Annotated in this window: 17 protein-coding genes and 2 tRNA genes; 7 read left to right on the forward strand and 12 right to left on the reverse strand. The window is 68.8% G+C overall.

Going from position 1 to position 14,576, the window contains the following annotated elements; genetic code table 11:
- Positions 1–2: 2 nt before the first annotated feature.
- The 3 genes from QN206_11675 to QN206_11685 are packed head-to-tail and all read left to right on the forward strand — an operon-like array spanning position 3 to position 2,089.
- The gene (locus QN206_11675) at positions 3–695 is read left to right on the forward strand and encodes a GntR family transcriptional regulator (GenBank protein MDR7615466.1); all 693 of its coding nucleotides are present in this window, start codon (positions 3–5) and stop codon (positions 693–695) included.
- Positions 696–713: 18 nt separating this feature from the next.
- Positions 714–1,433 (forward strand): PIG-L deacetylase family protein, encoded by a 720-nt coding sequence (locus tag QN206_11680; GenBank protein MDR7615467.1) that lies wholly within the window; start codon positions 714–716, stop codon positions 1,431–1,433.
- Positions 1,430–2,089 carry a 4-carboxy-4-hydroxy-2-oxoadipate aldolase/oxaloacetate decarboxylase gene (locus tag QN206_11685; protein ID MDR7615468.1) on the forward strand — a complete coding sequence of 220 codons (660 nt, stop codon included), beginning with the start codon at positions 1,430–1,432 and terminating at the stop codon, positions 2,087–2,089. The genes QN206_11680 and QN206_11685 overlap by 4 nt, the downstream gene beginning before the upstream one ends.
- Positions 2,090–2,136: 47 nt before the next feature.
- On the opposite strand, the gene QN206_11690 is transcribed toward QN206_11685, so the two are convergent.
- From QN206_11690 to QN206_11720, 7 genes are all read right to left on the reverse strand, one after another.
- Positions 2,137–3,522 (reverse strand): acetyl-CoA carboxylase biotin carboxylase subunit, encoded by a 1,386-nt coding sequence (locus tag QN206_11690; protein MDR7615469.1) that lies wholly within the window; start codon positions 3,520–3,522, stop codon positions 2,137–2,139.
- Positions 3,523–3,537: 15 nt separating this feature from the next.
- Positions 3,538–4,119 (reverse strand): biotin/lipoyl-containing protein, encoded by a 582-nt coding sequence (locus QN206_11695; GenBank protein MDR7615470.1) that lies wholly within the window; start codon positions 4,117–4,119, stop codon positions 3,538–3,540.
- Positions 4,120–4,160: 41 nt separating this feature from the next.
- Positions 4,161–4,238: transfer RNA gene (locus QN206_11700), tRNA-Trp, on the reverse strand.
- An 18-nt stretch (positions 4,239–4,256) separates the two neighbouring features.
- Complete coding sequence (locus QN206_11705; GenBank protein ID MDR7615471.1) at positions 4,257–4,442, reverse strand: hypothetical protein; 186 nt, start codon at positions 4,440–4,442, stop codon at positions 4,257–4,259.
- A 4-nt stretch (positions 4,443–4,446) separates the two neighbouring features.
- A complete protein-coding gene (rpmG, locus tag QN206_11710) occupies positions 4,447–4,599 on the reverse strand; it encodes a 50S ribosomal protein L33 (protein ID MDR7615472.1) in 153 nt (50 codons plus the stop codon).
- A gap of 6 nt (positions 4,600–4,605) precedes the next feature.
- On the reverse strand, positions 4,606–5,823 hold the full coding sequence (gene tuf, locus QN206_11715) for an elongation factor Tu (protein ID MDR7615473.1): 1,218 nt from the start codon (positions 5,821–5,823) through the stop codon (positions 4,606–4,608).
- Between the two features lie 29 nt (positions 5,824–5,852).
- Positions 5,853–5,928 (reverse strand) — tRNA-Thr (locus QN206_11720).
- 207 nt (positions 5,929–6,135) lie between these two features.
- On the opposite strand from QN206_11720, the gene QN206_11725 reads away from it, so the two are divergent.
- From QN206_11725 to speB, 3 genes are read left to right on the forward strand one after another with little or no spacing between them, the layout of a single operon-like run.
- Positions 6,136–6,597, forward strand: coding sequence for an arginine decarboxylase, pyruvoyl-dependent (locus QN206_11725; GenBank protein ID MDR7615474.1), 462 nt, complete (start codon positions 6,136–6,138; stop codon positions 6,595–6,597).
- Positions 6,598–6,653: 56 nt separating this feature from the next.
- Complete coding sequence (gene speE / locus QN206_11730) at positions 6,654–7,496, forward strand: polyamine aminopropyltransferase (GenBank protein MDR7615475.1); 843 nt, start codon at positions 6,654–6,656, stop codon at positions 7,494–7,496.
- Entirely contained in the window at positions 7,496–8,332 is an 837-nt protein-coding gene (speB, locus tag QN206_11735; protein ID MDR7615476.1) for an agmatinase, read from the forward strand. Before speE ends, speB begins: the two co-directional genes overlap by 1 nt.
- On the opposite strand, the gene QN206_11740 is transcribed toward speB, so the two are convergent.
- From QN206_11740 to QN206_11750, 3 genes are read right to left on the reverse strand one after another with little or no spacing between them, the layout of a single operon-like run.
- Complete coding sequence (locus tag QN206_11740) at positions 8,319–9,539, reverse strand: sigma-E factor regulatory protein RseB domain-containing protein (GenBank protein ID MDR7615477.1); 1,221 nt, start codon at positions 9,537–9,539, stop codon at positions 8,319–8,321. The genes speB and QN206_11740 overlap by 14 nt on opposite strands.
- Positions 9,536–10,054: a hypothetical protein gene (locus QN206_11745; protein MDR7615478.1), complete on the reverse strand. Its 519-nt coding sequence runs from the start codon at positions 10,052–10,054 to the stop codon at positions 9,536–9,538. The genes QN206_11740 and QN206_11745 overlap by 4 nt, the downstream gene beginning before the upstream one ends.
- Positions 10,051–10,692, reverse strand: a complete 642-nt coding sequence (locus QN206_11750; GenBank protein ID MDR7615479.1) for a sigma-70 family RNA polymerase sigma factor — start codon at positions 10,690–10,692, stop codon at positions 10,051–10,053. The genes QN206_11745 and QN206_11750 overlap by 4 nt, the downstream gene beginning before the upstream one ends.
- A gap of 87 nt (positions 10,693–10,779) precedes the next feature.
- On the opposite strand from QN206_11750, the gene QN206_11755 reads away from it, so the two are divergent.
- Complete coding sequence (locus tag QN206_11755; protein MDR7615480.1) at positions 10,780–11,157, forward strand: helix-hairpin-helix domain-containing protein; 378 nt, start codon at positions 10,780–10,782, stop codon at positions 11,155–11,157.
- On the opposite strand, the gene leuS is transcribed toward QN206_11755, so the two are convergent.
- Entirely contained in the window at positions 11,139–13,643 is a 2,505-nt protein-coding gene (leuS, locus tag QN206_11760) for a leucine--tRNA ligase (protein ID MDR7615481.1), read from the reverse strand. The two genes, QN206_11755 and leuS, sit on opposite strands and share 19 nt — an antisense overlap.
- A 4-nt stretch (positions 13,644–13,647) precedes the next feature.
- On the reverse strand, positions 13,648–14,571 hold the full coding sequence (locus tag QN206_11765) for a branched-chain amino acid transaminase (GenBank protein ID MDR7615482.1): 924 nt from the start codon (positions 14,569–14,571) through the stop codon (positions 13,648–13,650).
- Positions 14,572–14,576: the final 5 nt, after the last annotated feature.

Raw genomic sequence — 14,576 nt, forward strand, 5'->3', positions numbered from 1 at the left:
CCATGGAAGAGGGAAAGGTCTCCGTCCGACCGCAACGGACAGAGGACTACTGCTACGAGGCCCTACGCCGCGCCATCCTAGAGGGACGGCTGCTCCCCAACCAGCGGCTCGTGGAGGTGGAGCTGGCCCGGACGTTCGGCGTCGGCCGCGCGGCGGTGCGCACCGCGCTGGTACGGCTGGAGCAGGAAGGGATCGTCCAACGGGAGCCCAACCGGGGAGCACGGGTGCGGTTGGTGACCGAGTCGGAGGCCGTGGAGATCCTAGAAGCCCGGGCGGCGCTGGAGTGCCTGACCGTACGATACGCGGCCCGTCGGGCGACCCCCGAGGACATCGGAGAGCTCCAGAAGGTCCTGCGCCGTATGGAGGTTTGCCGGGAGCGGGGCGACCCGCTGGGCTACTCGGAGATGAACCACGAACTTCACCGGATCCTTCTCCGCATCGCCGGGCACGCGACCGCGGCCCGGCTGATCGATGTCCTGCAGGTCCAGAACGTGCGGTATCGCTACCGGACCGTGTTGATCCCCGGCCGGCTCGCCCGATCCCTGGAGGAACACCGGGCCATCGTGGAAGCGGTGGCAAGGGGCGATCCGGACGGTGCGGAAGCCGCCATGCGCCATCACCTCCAGCAGGTGATCGAGGCCATGCGTCAGGCGGCCCAGATGGATCACCTTCGGCGGGTTTGGAATCTGGACTGAAGTTAAGGAGGGAACGCCGTGGAACCCAGCCGCAGGCTTCTTGTGGTCAGTGCCCACGCCGCGGATTTTGTGTGGCGCGCAGGCGGGGCCATCGCCACCGTGACCACCCGAGGCGGAAGCGCCCTGGTGGTGGCCCTCTCCTACGGCGAACGCGGGGAATCCGGGGAGCTTTGGCGGGAACCGGGGCAGACCATCGAGCGGGTGAAGGCCATCCGGCACGAGGAGGCGAGCCGGGCCGCGGAGATCCTGGGGGCCCGGTTCCAGAGCCTCGACCTGGGCGATTACCCCCTCGAGGTGGACCGGAACGCCCTGGAGAAGCTTGCAGAGATCTTCCGGGAGTTCGAGCCGGACTGTGTCCTCACCCACGCGGAACGGGATCCCCTGAACCCAGACCACGCGGTGGCCTTCCAGGCCACGGAACGCGCCCGGCAGCTCGCGGCGGGCGCGGGGGTGGCCAGCGCCTTCCGCACCGTTCTGCCTCCCCGGGTGTTCGCCTTCGAACCGCACCAGCCGGAGCTCTGCGGGTTCGTCCCGGACACCTTCCTGGACATCACGCCCGTGTACGAGCTCAAACAAAAGGCCATGGAGGCCATGGCCTCCCAGAAGTACCTGCAGGAGTACTATGGAGCCATGGCGATCCGCCGGGCCAACCACGCGCGGCGACTCTCAGGCAATTCCCGCATCCGGTACGCGGAAGCCTTCCAGCGCATCCTGCCCATCGTGGTGGAGGCCCTATGAGCTCCCTCTCTCCGGTGGACCCGAAGGAACTGGCAGCGCTCGGCGTGGCCACGCTCTACGAGGCGAGCGGCCGGGCGGGTCTCGTGGAGGGTCCTCTGATCCAGGTGGTTCCTGGGAGTCGGGCCGCGGGGCCGGCCCGCACGGTCCTGTGCGGCCAGGACGACAACCTCATGGTCCACGCGGTCATGGATCAGGTGCGGCCGCAGGAGGTCCTCGTGCTCACCATGCCCAGGCCCGCACCGGTTGCCCTCGTGGGGGAGCTGCTGGCCATCCAGGCCAAGAGGCGGGGGGCTGCGGCACTCCTGGTGGACGCCGCGGTCCGGGACGTGGAAGCCCTCCGCGACCTGGGCCTCCCCATCTGGACACGGTACGTGAGCGTCCGGGGCGCCACGAAGGATGTGGTGGGGGCCATCAACGTGCCGGTGACCGTGGGGGGTGCGGAGATCCGCCCCGGAGACTGGGTGGTCCTGGACGCGGACGGGGCGGTGGTCATCGCCGCGGAGCGCCTCCCGGAGGTCGTGCAGGCCGCCCGGGCCCGTGCGGTGCGCGAACAGGATCTGCGGCGAAAGCTCGAGGCGGGACAGCTCACCTACGACCTCCACGGCCTGCGCGCCAAGGTGGAAGGGACCGCGGCCCCCCGATCCCCGAGGCCGTAAACCCGATCCGGGGTTCTTGGCGACCGCGATCTCCGAGGGGGTTCGTTTCAGGGAACCCGCCCGGGTGTCGCCGCTCCCAGGGCCTGCCACCGGTGGATCAGGTCCTGGAGCAGGCGGGTGTGCACCCGGCCTTCCTGGAACTCCGGGGTGGAGACCACAAACCGCAGGAAGGGAATGGTGGTGGCGATCCCCTCCACCCGGAAGGCCCCCAGCGCTTCCTGCATCCGCCGGACGGCCTCCTCCCGATCCTGGCCGTACGCGATGAGCTTGCCGAGGAGGGAGTCGTAGTAGACGGGGACCTCATACCCCGCAAAACAGTGGGTGTCCAACCGGATCCCCGGCCCCTGGGGGGCATTCCAGACGGTGATCCTCCCCGGGGAAGGTTGGAAGGCCCTCGTCGCGTCCTCCGCGGTTAGGCGGCACTCGATGGCGTGCCCCGCGAACCGGACCTCCTCCTGACGCCAGCGGAGGGGTTCCCCTGCCGCGATGCGGAACTGCTCCTGGACGATGTCGATGCCGGTTACGGCCTCCGTGACGGGGTGTTCCACCTGGATGCGGGTGTTCATCTCCAGGAAGTAGAACCGTTCCGCCTCCACGTCCACCAGGAACTCCAGAGTCCCCGCGTTCAGGTACCCCATGGATCGAGCAAGGGTCACCGCCGCGCTCCAGAGGGAAGTCCGCAGGGAGTCGGAGAGATTTGGGGCGAGGGCTTCCTCGACCACCTTCTGGTGCCGCCGCTGGAGGGAGCAGTCCCGATCTCCCAGGTGAAGCACGGTGCCATGGGCATCCGCGAGGATCTGGACCTCCACGTGCCGGGCGTGCGGGACGTACCGCTCCAGGTACAGGGTGTCATCCCCGAAGGCCGCCCGGGCCTCCCCCGCGGCCGCCGCGAAGTGCGCCTCCAGCTCCCGGGGGGTATGCGCCACCTTCATCCCCCGCCCCCCGCCCCCCGCGGCTGCCTTGAGCATCACCGGGAAGCCGATTTCCTCCGCCTTCCGCACCGCCTCTCCCGCAGACCGGACCGGCTCGGAACCCGGGAGCACCGGCACCCCGCACCGCTCCGCCAGCCGCCGGGCCTCCAGCTTGTTGCCCATGAGCCGGATCTGCTCGGGCCTGGGCCCGACGAACACGAGCCCGTACTCCGCGCACGCCTCCGCCAGCTCCGGGGACTCCGCCAAAAACCCATATCCCGGGTGTACGGCATCCGCTCCGGTCCCGAGGGCGGCCGCGACGATGGCCCCGATGTTGAGGTAGCTGTGCTGGGCACTGGCGGGACCGATGCACACCACCCGGTCCGCCATCCGGGCCGGGAGGCTCTCCCGATCCGCCTCCGAGACGGCGAGTACGGCCTCCAGCCCCAGCGCCCGGCACGCCCGGATGATCCGGACCGCGATCTCTCCCCGGTTGGCGATGAGGACCCGGGAAACGCCCACTTTCCTCCCCTCGGATCAGGCGGGACGGACCCGGAAGAGGGGCTGACCGAACTCCACGAACTGACCGTCCTGAACCAGGATTTCCGTGATGACCCCCCGCACGCCCGCCCGCACCGCGTTGAACACCTTCATCACCTCGATGAGGCCCACGGTGGTGTCCTCCTCCACGAAGGTGCCCACCGTCACAAAAGGCGGGGCCCCCGGTTCGGGTTGGGCGTAAAATCGGCCCACGATGGGGGCTCGGATGAACACCGCCTCCTCCACCGCGGTCGCCGTGGGAGAGGTCGCGGAGCCGTCCTGTTCCCGTTTGGGGGAGGGCTCCTCTCCTCCGGGCCCACTGCGGGGGGTCTCCCTTACCCCTACCGGGGAGGGGGGAATCGCGGCGGATTCCTGGGTCCGGGGCAGAGAGGATCGCTCGTCCTCCTTCCGGGACGGGCCCCCCTCCCGCTCCTCTCCCCTTCCGCCCTTGCTGATGGTGAGCTTCAGATCCCCGACTTCCAGCTGCAGGAAGTCAAAGGAGGATCGCTCCAGGACCTCCACCAGTTTGACGATCTGCTCGATCTCCGCCTCGGAGAGAAAGCCGATCCGGTCCTCCACCTGTCTCCCCCCGCGTGAGACGCAAAACTCGAACAGCAACCTGGCAGGGGCGCCGGGACTCGAACCCGGAACCTCCGGTTTTGGAGACCGGCGCTCTGGCCAGTTCGAGCTACGCCCCTGTGGCCGACCCTATGATATCATGAGGAGTGGAGGAGGGCCAGGAACTCCTGGTACCGCCAGGGAGCCCGCTTGATCATCTTCTGGACCAGCTGCTCCCTTTCCTCCCGGCTCTGGGCCCTCTGGAGGCGCTCCCGGAGTTTCCGGATCCGTTCCCGCCGGTGACGCCGACGTCGAAGCTCCCGGTCCCGTTCCCGGAGGGGCATGACCCTACCTCGTCTCCCGGTGTGGGGTGTGCTTGCGGCACCACCGGCAGTACTTCCGCAATTCCAGCCGATCGGGATCGTTCTTCTTATTCTTCTGGGTCACGTAGTTCCGCCGCTTGCACACCGTACACGCCAGCGTGATGATCTCCCGGGCCATGCGGCATCACTCCAGGATCTTGGTCACAACCCCTGCCCCCACGGTCCTCCCCCCTTCCCGGATGGCGAACCGCAGCCCCTCTTCCAGGGCGATGGGGGCGATGAGCTCCACCTCCAGGTTCACGTTGTCGCCCGGCATGACCATCTCCACCCCGCTGGGGAGCTTGATGGTCCCCGTGACGTCCGTGGTCCGGAAGTAGAACTGGGGCCGGTATCCGCTGAAGAAGGGGGTATGCCGACCCCCCTCCTCCTTGGTGAGCACGTACACCTCCGCCAGGAACTTCGTGTGGGGCTTGATGGTGCCCGGTTTGGCGATGACCATGCCCCGCTCCACGTCGTCCCGCTCCACCCCGCGCAGCAGGATCCCGATGTTGTCCCCTGCCACGGCCTCGTCCAGGACCTTCCGGAACATCTCCAGCCCCGTCACCACCGTCTTCCGGGGCTCCGCCCGGAATCCCACGATCTCCACTTCCTCGCCCAGCTTGATGCGGCCCCGTTCCACCCGACCCGTGGCCACGGTTCCCCGCCCCGTGATGGAGAACACATCCTCCACGCTCATGAGGAAGGGCTTGTCCACGTCCCGAACGGGCAGCGGGATGTAGTTGTCCACCGCATCCATGAGCTCGTAGATCTTGTCCACCCAGGGGTCGTCCCCCCGCCGGATGTTGGGGTTGCCCTCCAGGGCCTCCAAGGCCTTGAGGGCGGACCCTTTCACCACCGGCACCTCGTCCCCGGGGAACCCGTATCGGCTCAACAGCTCCCGGACCTCGACCTCCACGAGCTCCAGGAGCTCCGGGTCATCCACCATGTCCACCTTGTTGAGGAAGACCACGATGGCGGGGACGTTGACCTGCCGCGCCAGGAGGATGTGCTCCCGGGTCTGGGGCATGGGGCCGTCCGCGGCACTCACCACCAGGATGGCCCCGTCCATCTGCGCGGCACCCGTGATCATGTTCTTGATGTAGTCCGCGTGCCCCGGGCAGTCCACGTGCGCGTAGTGCCGCTTCTCGGTCTCATACTCCACGTGGCTGATGTTGATGGTGAGTCCTCGGGCCCGCTCCTCGGGGGCGTTGTCGATGTCGTAGTACCCCTTGGGCTGCGCCAAGCCATAGTGGGCCATGGCGTGGGTGATGGCCGCGGTTAGGGTGGTCTTGCCATGGTCCACGTGCCCAATGGTCCCGATGTTCACGTGAGGCTTCTTCCGCTCGAACTTCGGCTTCGCCATACAGATCCTCCCTTACCGGAAATCCTGGCTGGAGCCCACGACCGGACTCGAACCGGTGACCTCGTCCTTACCAAGGACGCGCTCTGCCTCCTGAGCTACGTGGGCACACTCCCGCAACGCGCCTCAGGGCACAAACCGCTTCGGCCCGGGGGTCCGTGGGCCCAAACCCCCGACGATTATAGCAACGCCCCCCCGGGTGTCAAGGAAATGCGGGACCCCCGGCCCCCGGTACGAATCCCTTGCACCTCCGGGAGGGGCTCCCTAGGATAGGGGGTGCTGTAACCCAGGTCGGGATCGGCGAGGAGGGAGCGCATGTGGTCGGTGCCGAAGGCCATCACCCTGACCTCGGGGTCCGGGGAGGGGAGCACGGAGATCAACGCGTTTGACCGGGCCCTCCTCAACGCCGGGATTGCGAACCTGAACTTCCTCCGGGTCACCAGCATCCTGCCCGCCGGCTGCCGGATCGTTCCCATGCGGAGGATCCCCGCGGGGACCCTCATGCCCGCGGTGTACGCACGGATCACCAGCCACGTCCCCGGGGAACGGATCGCGGCCGCCATCGGCGTGGGCTTCAGCGAGGACTCGTACGGGGTGATCATGGAGTACTCCCACCGGGGGACCGCGGAGAACGCGGAGCAGATCGTCCGCCGGATGGTGCGGGAAGCCTTTGAGAGCCGTGATCTGCGGTTGCGGGAGGTGGTGGTGGAGTCCACGGAGCACGTGGTGGAGCGCATCGGGTGCTCCGTGGCCGCCGTCCTCTTCTGGCCCGAGTGAGCGGCCGTGCGAAGGGCTTCCCCCGCGCCCCGGTCCAGGCACAGGAGGAAGGAGCGATGGAGGAGTGGTTTCGGGACACCGGTGCGGAAGGGTTCGCCAACGCGTATCGCATTGAGGAAGTGCTCTTCGACGGACGTTCCCGGTACCAGCACGTGCAGGTGGTGCGCAACGCGTTCTTCGGCCGGATGCTCTTGCTGGACGAGGCGGTGCAGACCACGGAGGCGGACGAGTTCATCTACCACGAGATGCTGGCCCATCTCCCCCTCGTCACGCACCCCGCCCCCACCTCCCTCCTCATCATCGGAGGAGGGGATGGTGGACTCCTGGAGGAAGCCCTCAAGCATCCCCTGAGGCGGGCGGTCATGGTGGAGATCGACGAGCTGGTGGTGGAGGTCATCCGACGGTACATCCCGGAGATCCCGAAGGGCGCCTTCGAGGACCCCCGGGTGGAGCTCCGATTCGAGGATGGATTCACCTACGTCCGCCGCACGGAGAGCCGGTTCGACGTGGCCCTGGTGGATTCCACGGACCCCCAGGGCCCCTCCGTGCCCTTGTTCAGCGCGGAGTTCTACGGGGATCTTTACCGCGTCCTCACGGAGGAGGGCGTGCTGGCCGTGCAGAGCGGTTCCCCCCTCTACCAGCGCGATCTCATCCTCCAGGTCCGGCGGAACCTGAAGCAGCACTTCCCCATCGTCCGCACCTTCCTGGTCTCCATCCCTACCTACCCGGGGGCCTTTTGGTCCTTCACCCTGGGCTCCAAGGGACCAGATCCGCTGGCGATCTCCCCCGGGGTGATCGAGGACCGGATCGCGGGGATGAACCTCCAGTACTACACCGCGGCCCGCCACCACGAATCCCTCACGGCCCCGCCCTTCCTGCGCGAGGTGCTTGAGGCGTAGTGCGGTTCCTGGGTACCCAGGGGATCCCCCACCCCCGTGCGGCGATCATCGGAGTCCCGTACGATGCCACCCAGTCCTACCGCCGCGGGGCGGCGCAGGGACCGGAGGCCATCCGGGCCGCCTCCTGGAGTCTGGAGACCTATAGCCCCGCGCTGGACCGGGATCTCGAGGCGCACCTGGCGGTGGCGGATCTCGGGGATCTCCCCGTGGTGGGGCTCGACCCTCCCGACATGGTGGAGGCGGTGACCCGGGCGGTGGCCTCCCTGGACGCGGGTACGGCTCCGGTACTGCTGGGGGGCGATCACACCCTCACCCTGGGCGCGGTGCGGGCCCTACATGCCCGCCATCCGGATCTTATGGTGGTCCAGGTGGACGCCCACGCGGATCTGCGGGACGTCTACGAGGGGAACCCCCTGTCCCACGCCTGCGTGATGCGGCGGGTGTGGGAGGTGGTGGGTGACCGCCGGATCGTGCAGATGGGGGTACGGTCAGGGATCCGGGAGGAATTCGAATTCGCGCGGGCACACTGCCGGTGGAGCCTGGGGGCCCTCGCCCTCCCGGACACGGTGAGGCACGAGCTCCGGCAGGTCCCCGTCTACCTCACCCTGGATCTGGACGTGCTGGACCCAGCCTTCGCGCCCGGGGTCGGGAATCCGGAACCGGGAGGGCCCTCCTTCCAGGACCTCTGGGGGGCCCTGCGGGCCCTCGGGCACCTGAGGGTGGTGGGGCTGGACCTCGTGGAGCTGGCACCCTCCCTGGACCCCTCCGGGGTCAGCGCGGTGGTGGCTGCGAAACTCCTCCGGGAGATCCTCCTGCTGTTCTTCACCGCCGGGTGAGCTCGAAGCGTACCTGCTCGTGGAACCCTTCCAAGAGGTCCAGGAATTCCCGGCGGGGAGCGCCGGCGCTTGCCGCCGGGAAGGAACCGGGGGCCAGGAGTGCGCGGATCTCGGAGAAGGTCATTCCGCGGTCCCGGAGGTCCTCGATTCGATCCAGGGGCGCCCCCGTGGCCCGGTGGAGGGCGAGGATCCGATCGGTCTCTCCTCCCGGATCCGTCCCCTGCGCGAAGGCCAGCAGGACCGCGGTGGGAACGTTGCCCACCGCGGCGAACCGGAGCCCCGCCCGCTCCCACACCAGGACCCGGAAGGGACCGGAAGTGTACAGGCGCGCCTCCAGGTCCTCGAGGCGTAGCGGGATCCCGCCGACCGGGAAGCCCAAGCGACGGGCAGGAACCTGGAACAGGGAGACCGCGGTCACCCCGTCCCCGTACCGGAGGACCACGGCTTCCACGCCGCCCAGACGGGAAACCCCGACACCCAGGTACCGGAATCCCGCGGGCAGCTCCGCGGGCGCCACCGGGAGGAATCCCACGTGCGCGGCCAGGACGGAGAGGCGGCTGGCCCGCGATCCTTCCGGTCGGAGGTCCACCACCCGGGCCCGGGCAGGGGGCCGGAACCGGAAGAGGGCCGGGGGGAGGTCTCCCCCGATGCTGATCCGGGTGAAGGTTGAGGCGAAGAACACCCCGCGCTCCGGGTCCGACTCCTGCCAGGCAAGGATCAACCCCGTGGCCCGGTCAACCCAGATCCTCCGGTGAATCCCCTGGCCCTTCGGCACCACCTCCACGAGGTAGGCAGGGCGGGTGACGACCCGGGTGATGCCCAGGAGCCGCACGTGGTAACGCTCCGCCAGCGCGTCCAGCTCCTGGGGAACACGACGGCTGAGGGATGGACCCCGCACCACCAGGTGCACGGAAGGCTCATAGTGCCAGCTCTCCTGACCGGTGTCCACGAAGATCCGCCCCGCAACCCTCTCGGGAGAGAGGAACTCCATGCGGTAAGCGTCCGGACGGCGGTGTATCTCCAGGAGGGTGACGGATTCCACCCTCCCCTCCCGGCGGACCGCGAGGACCTTCGTCCCCTCGTAGTTCGCCGTCCGGGGTGCGGACATCGCCCATCGGAGGACGGTGAGGGGGGAGGTGACCCACCTGCCCGCACTTCCTCCCGCCGCCAGCACCACCGCGGTCAACACCGCGCCCAGGCGGCTCACCGACCCTCCTCCGGGAGACGCTCTCCCGCAAGGGAGAGGTGGGCATCCGTAAGGGTGATGCCCAGGTAGGCCCGATCCACCAGGGGATCCGCGGAGACCTGGAGGGCGTGCTCCCGCACGAGGAATTCCACCTCCGCCTTCGCATCGAGGATGCCCTCCGGCCCCGGACGGAGGAGAGGGACTGCGCCGAGGAGCGCGACCGCCGCGAGGCAGGCCGCCGCGAGCACGAAGCGGGTCAGGGCGTTCGCGAACAGCCCGCGGATCGCGGGCACCTGACCCGTCCACCCTCTGATCCTCCCCGCTCCCCGCACGGCCTGGAGGAGGTCCGCGGTGAGATCCCCGGGGAGGGGCCGATCCGGGAGGGCCCGGAGGGCCTCGCGCACCCGACGGAGATCCTCCAGGAACGCCCGGGCTTCCGGATCCGTACGCAGGAGGCGCTCCACCTCCGCCCGCTCCTGGGGAGTCACCTCCTCGTCCAGAAAACAGGAGAGCAGCCGTTCCAAGCGGCGGTTCACGGTCCTTCCTCCTCCGCCCCGGTGCGACCAATCCCCGACGGACGGTAAAAGGGAGCCAGGCGGTCCCGCAGGAAGCGCCTGGCCCGGTGCAGGCGCGACTTCACCGTCCCGATGGGAACCCGCAGGATACTGGCCACCTCCTCGTAGGAAAACCCCTGGATGTCCACCAGGACCACCACCGCCCGGAGGTCCGGAGCCAGGGCCCCCAGGGCGTTCTGGATCTCGGCGTCCATCACGGGACTCACCACCTGCTCCTCAGGGTTGCTGGACTCGTCCGGCACCGCCCGCTCCACCTCGTCCCCTCGGGGTGTGGTAACGGGGACGTCCAGGGACTCCGTCCGCATCCTGCCCCGCTTCCGGAGATGGTCGATGAAGAGGTTCAGGACGATCCGGTACAGCCATCCCTCGAGCGGTACCCCGGGTTCCACCCGGGGCAGTGCCCGGTAGACCCTCAGGAAGGCCTCCTGGGTCAGGTCCTTCGCGTCCGCCTCGTTCCCGCTGAGGCGGTACGCGATGTTGTACACGTGCCGGCCGTAGCGGTGAACGATGGCCTCGAAGTGCAGGGCTTCCTCCCCGACGACGGCCGGGCGGCCCGCCGGGGAATCCGGCACCAGGGCACCCTCAAAGAGGTCCGTCACGCCCATGCCTACGGAGGAGGAGGAGGAGCGGTTCCGTCCCAACGTTGATTCCCTCAACGCGGCTTTCCGGTGCGTTGATTCCACGGAATGCCGGAGTTCACCTCCCGGGAGACCCTGCTCATCGCCCTGGCGGCCGCGCTGGCCATGGGGGCCCTGCTGGCCCGGGCCCTGGCTCCCCTCCCCCCGCCGGTGGTGATCCAAGCCCCGGAGCAGCCTTCCCCATCTCCCCCAGGGGTGACTCCTCGGACCCTCCCGCTTCCCGAGTTCACCGGGCCCATCTCCCTCAACACGGCAACCCGGGAGGAGCTGGAACAGCTGCCGGGCATCGGGCCGAAGCTCGCGGAGCGGATCGTACGGGATCGGACCCTGGGAGGGCCTTACGCCCGGCTGGAGGATCTCCAACGGGTGAAGGGCGTGGGACCGAAGCTCATCGAACGGATCCGTCCCTACGTCCGGGTTCCCTGACCCCTCGCCTCCTCGGGCACCGGCTCGGTAACGAGGTTGAGAACCCTCCCCGGTACGTAGACCACGTCCTTCACCCGGCGGCCGTTGAGGATCTGCTGGACCTTGGAACTCTCGAGGGCCAGCTCCCGCGCCCGGTCCGGAGGGATATCCGCGGGGACGACGATCCGATCCCGCACCCGGCCGTCCACCTGCACCACCAGGGTGATCTCCGGAGCCCGGGCCAGCTCCGGGTCGTAGGTGGGCCAGCTCTGGGTGTGCACGCTGTATGCCCCGCCGATGCGCTCCCACAGCTCCTCCGCCAGGTGCGGGGTGATGGGGGCCAGCAGGAGCACGAGGGTGCGGATGGCCTCCGCCCAGGCCTCCGTACCCCGCAGCTGGCCGCGGACCCGGCCCAGATGGTTGGTGAACTCCATGAGGGCCGCGATGGCGGTGTTGAAGCCGAACTGCTCGAAGTCCTCCGTCACACGCTTGGTGGTCCGATGGGTCCACCGCCGCAGCTCCAGCTCGGCCTTGGGATCCCCGCTCCGGCTCGGGCGGCGCACGTCCTCCGCGCTGCCCGTGACGAGGTCCCACACCCGCCGCAGGAACCGCGCCACCCCCTCGATGTCCCGGCTGCTCCACGGCCCGCCTTCTGCCCAGGGCCGCATGAACATGAGGTAGGCCCGTACGGTGTCCGCCCCGTACTTCGCGACCTGCTCATCGGGGTCCACCACGTTGCCCCGGGATTTGCTCATCTTCTCGCCGTCTTCTCCCAGGATCACGCCCTGATTGAAGAGGCGCAGCATGGGCTCCCGGAACCGGAGAAGCCCCAGGTCCGCCAGAGCCTTGGTGAAGAACCGGGTGTACAGGAGGTGCATCACCGCGTGCTCGGCCCCGCCCGTGTACTGGTCCACGGGGCACCAGTAGTGCACCTCCTCCACGTCGAAGGGGCCCTGATCGTAATGCGGGGAGACGTACCGGTACTGGTACCAGGAGGAGTCCACGAAGGTGTCCATGGTGTCCGTCTCCCGCTGGGCCTCCCCGCCGCACCGGGGGCACCGGGTCCGACGGAACCCCTCGTGGTACTTCAGGGGGGACTCTCCCGTGGGCATGAAGTCCACGTCCTCGGGCAGCAGCACCGGCAGGTCCTCGTACGGCACGGGCACGGTCCCGCACCGCGGGCAGTAGATGATCGGGATCGGGGTCCCCCAGTACCGCTGGCGGCTGATGAGCCAGTCCCGCAGCCGGTAGCGCACCGCGGCCTTCCCCCTGCCCTGGCCCTCGAGCCACCGGATGACCTGTGGGATCCCCTCGGGGACCCGCGTCCCGTCAAAGGGGCCGGAGTGCACCATGCGGCCCGGGCCCTCATAGGCGCGCTCCAGGGGCTCTTGCAGGGGCTCGCCTTCGGGCTGGACCACCACCCGGATGGGGAGGCCGAACTTCCGGGCGAACTCGAAGTCCCGCTGGTCGTGGGCAGGAACCCCCATGATGGCGCCCGTGCCGTAGCCCATGAGGACGTAGTCCGCGATCCACACGGGGATGCGCTCCCCGGTCACGGGGTTCTCCGCGTACGCGCCCAGGAACACCCCGGTCTTCTCCCGCTCCGTGCTCATCCGCTCGATCTCGCTCTGCCGCCGGGCCTGGTAGATGTACGCCTCCACCGCCTCCCGGCGGTCCGGGGCCGTGAGGACTTCCACGAGCGGGTGCTCGGGCGCCAGGACGAGGAAGGTGGCGCCCCACAAGGTGTCCGGCCGGGTGGTGAAGACCGGGACCTCATGCGCGGAGCCGTCCGGAGCAATGGCCCGGAAATTCACCTCCGCCCCCTCGCTCCGGCCGATCCAGTTGCGCTGCATGGTGACGATGCGTTCGGGCCACTGGATCCCGGAGAAGTCCAGGAGCTCATCCGCGTACTTCGTGATCCGGAAGAACCACTGCTCCAGATCCCGCTTGATGACGGGGGTATCACACCGCTCACACCGACGGTCCGGTCCCACCACCTGTTCCCGGGCCAGGGTGGTGTTGCAGTGGGGGCACCAGTCCACGGGGGCTTTGGCGCGGTAGGCGAGCCCCGCCTCGTAGAACTTTAAAAAGAACCACTGGTTCCACTTGTAGTACTCGGGCTCGCAGGTGACGACCTCCCGTGACCAGTCCCACATGGCGCCCATAGACCGCAGCTGAGCCCGCATGCGCTCGATGTTCTGCAGGGTCCAGGTCTTGGGGTGGATGCCGTGCTTGATGGCCGCGTTCTCCGCGGGAAGCCCGAAGGCATCGAACCCGATGGGGAAGAGCACGTTGTAGCCCTGCATGCGCCGGAAGCGGGCCGCGGCGTCGCTCGGGGCCATGGCGTACCAGTGGCCGATGTGGAGATCCCCGCTGGGGTAGGGGTACATGGTGAGGAAGTAGAACTTGGGCCGGTCGCTGCGCTGGGGCGTGCGGTAGAGCCCATCCTGCTCCCACCGGGCCTGCCACTTCGCCTCGATGGCTTTGGGATCGTACCGGGGAGGCATCGCCTCACGCTCCTTCCACGTGGGTGAGCCAGCCGTGCCGGTCGGGGACCTCCCCCCGCACGATGGCGAAGAAGGCGTCCTGGATCCTCCGGGTCACGGGCCCGGGCTGACCCTGCCCGATGGTCTGCCGGTCCACGGATCGCACGGGGGTGATCTCCGCCGCGGTCCCCGTGAGGAAGACCTCGTCCGCCACGTACAGCATCTCCCGGGGGATGGGGACTTCCCGTACCTCGTACCCCAGCTCCCGGGCCAGGGTGATGGCCACCTGCCGGGTGATGCCGGGGAGGATGGACTGGGCGAGGGGGGGCGTGTAGAGGATCCCGGAACGCACCAGGAAGAGGTTCTCCCCGCTGCCCTCGCTCACGTATCCCTGGACGTCCAGCATGATGGCCTCCGCGTACCCGTTGTCCACGGCCTCCATGGTGGCGAGCTGGGAGTTCACGTAGTTGCCCGCGATCTTGCCCATGGCGGGGTGGGTGGAGGGGGCCATCCGCCGCCACGAGGAGATCATCACGTCCACGCCCTTCTCGAGGGCTTCTCCCCCCAGGTAAGCTCCCCACTCCAGGGTCAGGATGGCCACCTCCACGGGCGACTTCCGGGGGTCCAGGCCTAAGGCCCCGGCGCCCCGGTACACCAGGGGCCGGATGTAGCAGGAAGCGTGTCCGTTGGCCCGGACCACCTCCAGGATGGCCCGGCGGAGGGTCTCCTTGGGGTACGGCACCGCCATGCGGAAGATCCGGCAGGAATCGTACAGGCGGTCGAGGTGACCGTCCAGGCAGAACACCGCGGGCCCGCGGGGCGTGGGGTACGCCCGGATCCCCTCGAAGACGCTGCTCCCGTAGTGTAGGCTGTGGGCCGCCACGTGAACGACCGCGTCCTCCCAGGCCACGAGCCGCCCGTTGTGCCAGATGTACCGTCCTCGCTCCATCCCCG

This window comes from Armatimonadota bacterium, from assembly GCA_031460175.1.
GTDB lineage: Bacteria > Sysuimicrobiota > Sysuimicrobiia > Sysuimicrobiales > Sysuimicrobiaceae > Sysuimicrobium > Sysuimicrobium tengchongense.

Bases quoted from the DNA above. Each gene is read 5' to 3' on its own strand.
- speE (MDR7615475.1), top strand. From the start codon at position 6,654: ATGGAGGAGTGGTTTCGGGACACCGGTGCGGAAGGGTTCGCCAACGCG.
- QN206_11675 (MDR7615466.1), top strand. From the start codon at position 3: ATGGAAGAGGGAAAGGTCTCCGTCCGACCGCAACGGACAGAGGACTAC.
- tuf (MDR7615473.1), bottom strand. From the start codon at position 5,823: ATGGCGAAGCCGAAGTTCGAGCGGAAGAAGCCTCACGTGAACATCGGG.
- QN206_11755 (MDR7615480.1), top strand. From the start codon at position 10,780: ATGCCGGAGTTCACCTCCCGGGAGACCCTGCTCATCGCCCTGGCGGCC.
- QN206_11685 (MDR7615468.1), top strand. From the start codon at position 1,430: ATGAGCTCCCTCTCTCCGGTGGACCCGAAGGAACTGGCAGCGCTCGGC.
- QN206_11705 (MDR7615471.1), bottom strand. From the start codon at position 4,442: ATGCCCCTCCGGGAACGGGACCGGGAGCTTCGACGTCGGCGTCACCGG.
- leuS (MDR7615481.1), bottom strand. From the start codon at position 13,643: ATGCCTCCCCGGTACGATCCCAAAGCCATCGAGGCGAAGTGGCAGGCC.
- rpmG (MDR7615472.1), bottom strand. From the start codon at position 4,599: ATGGCCCGGGAGATCATCACGCTGGCGTGTACGGTGTGCAAGCGGCGG.
- QN206_11765 (MDR7615482.1), bottom strand. From the start codon at position 14,571: ATGGAGCGAGGACGGTACATCTGGCACAACGGGCGGCTCGTGGCCTGG.
- QN206_11725 (MDR7615474.1), top strand. From the start codon at position 6,136: ATGTGGTCGGTGCCGAAGGCCATCACCCTGACCTCGGGGTCCGGGGAG.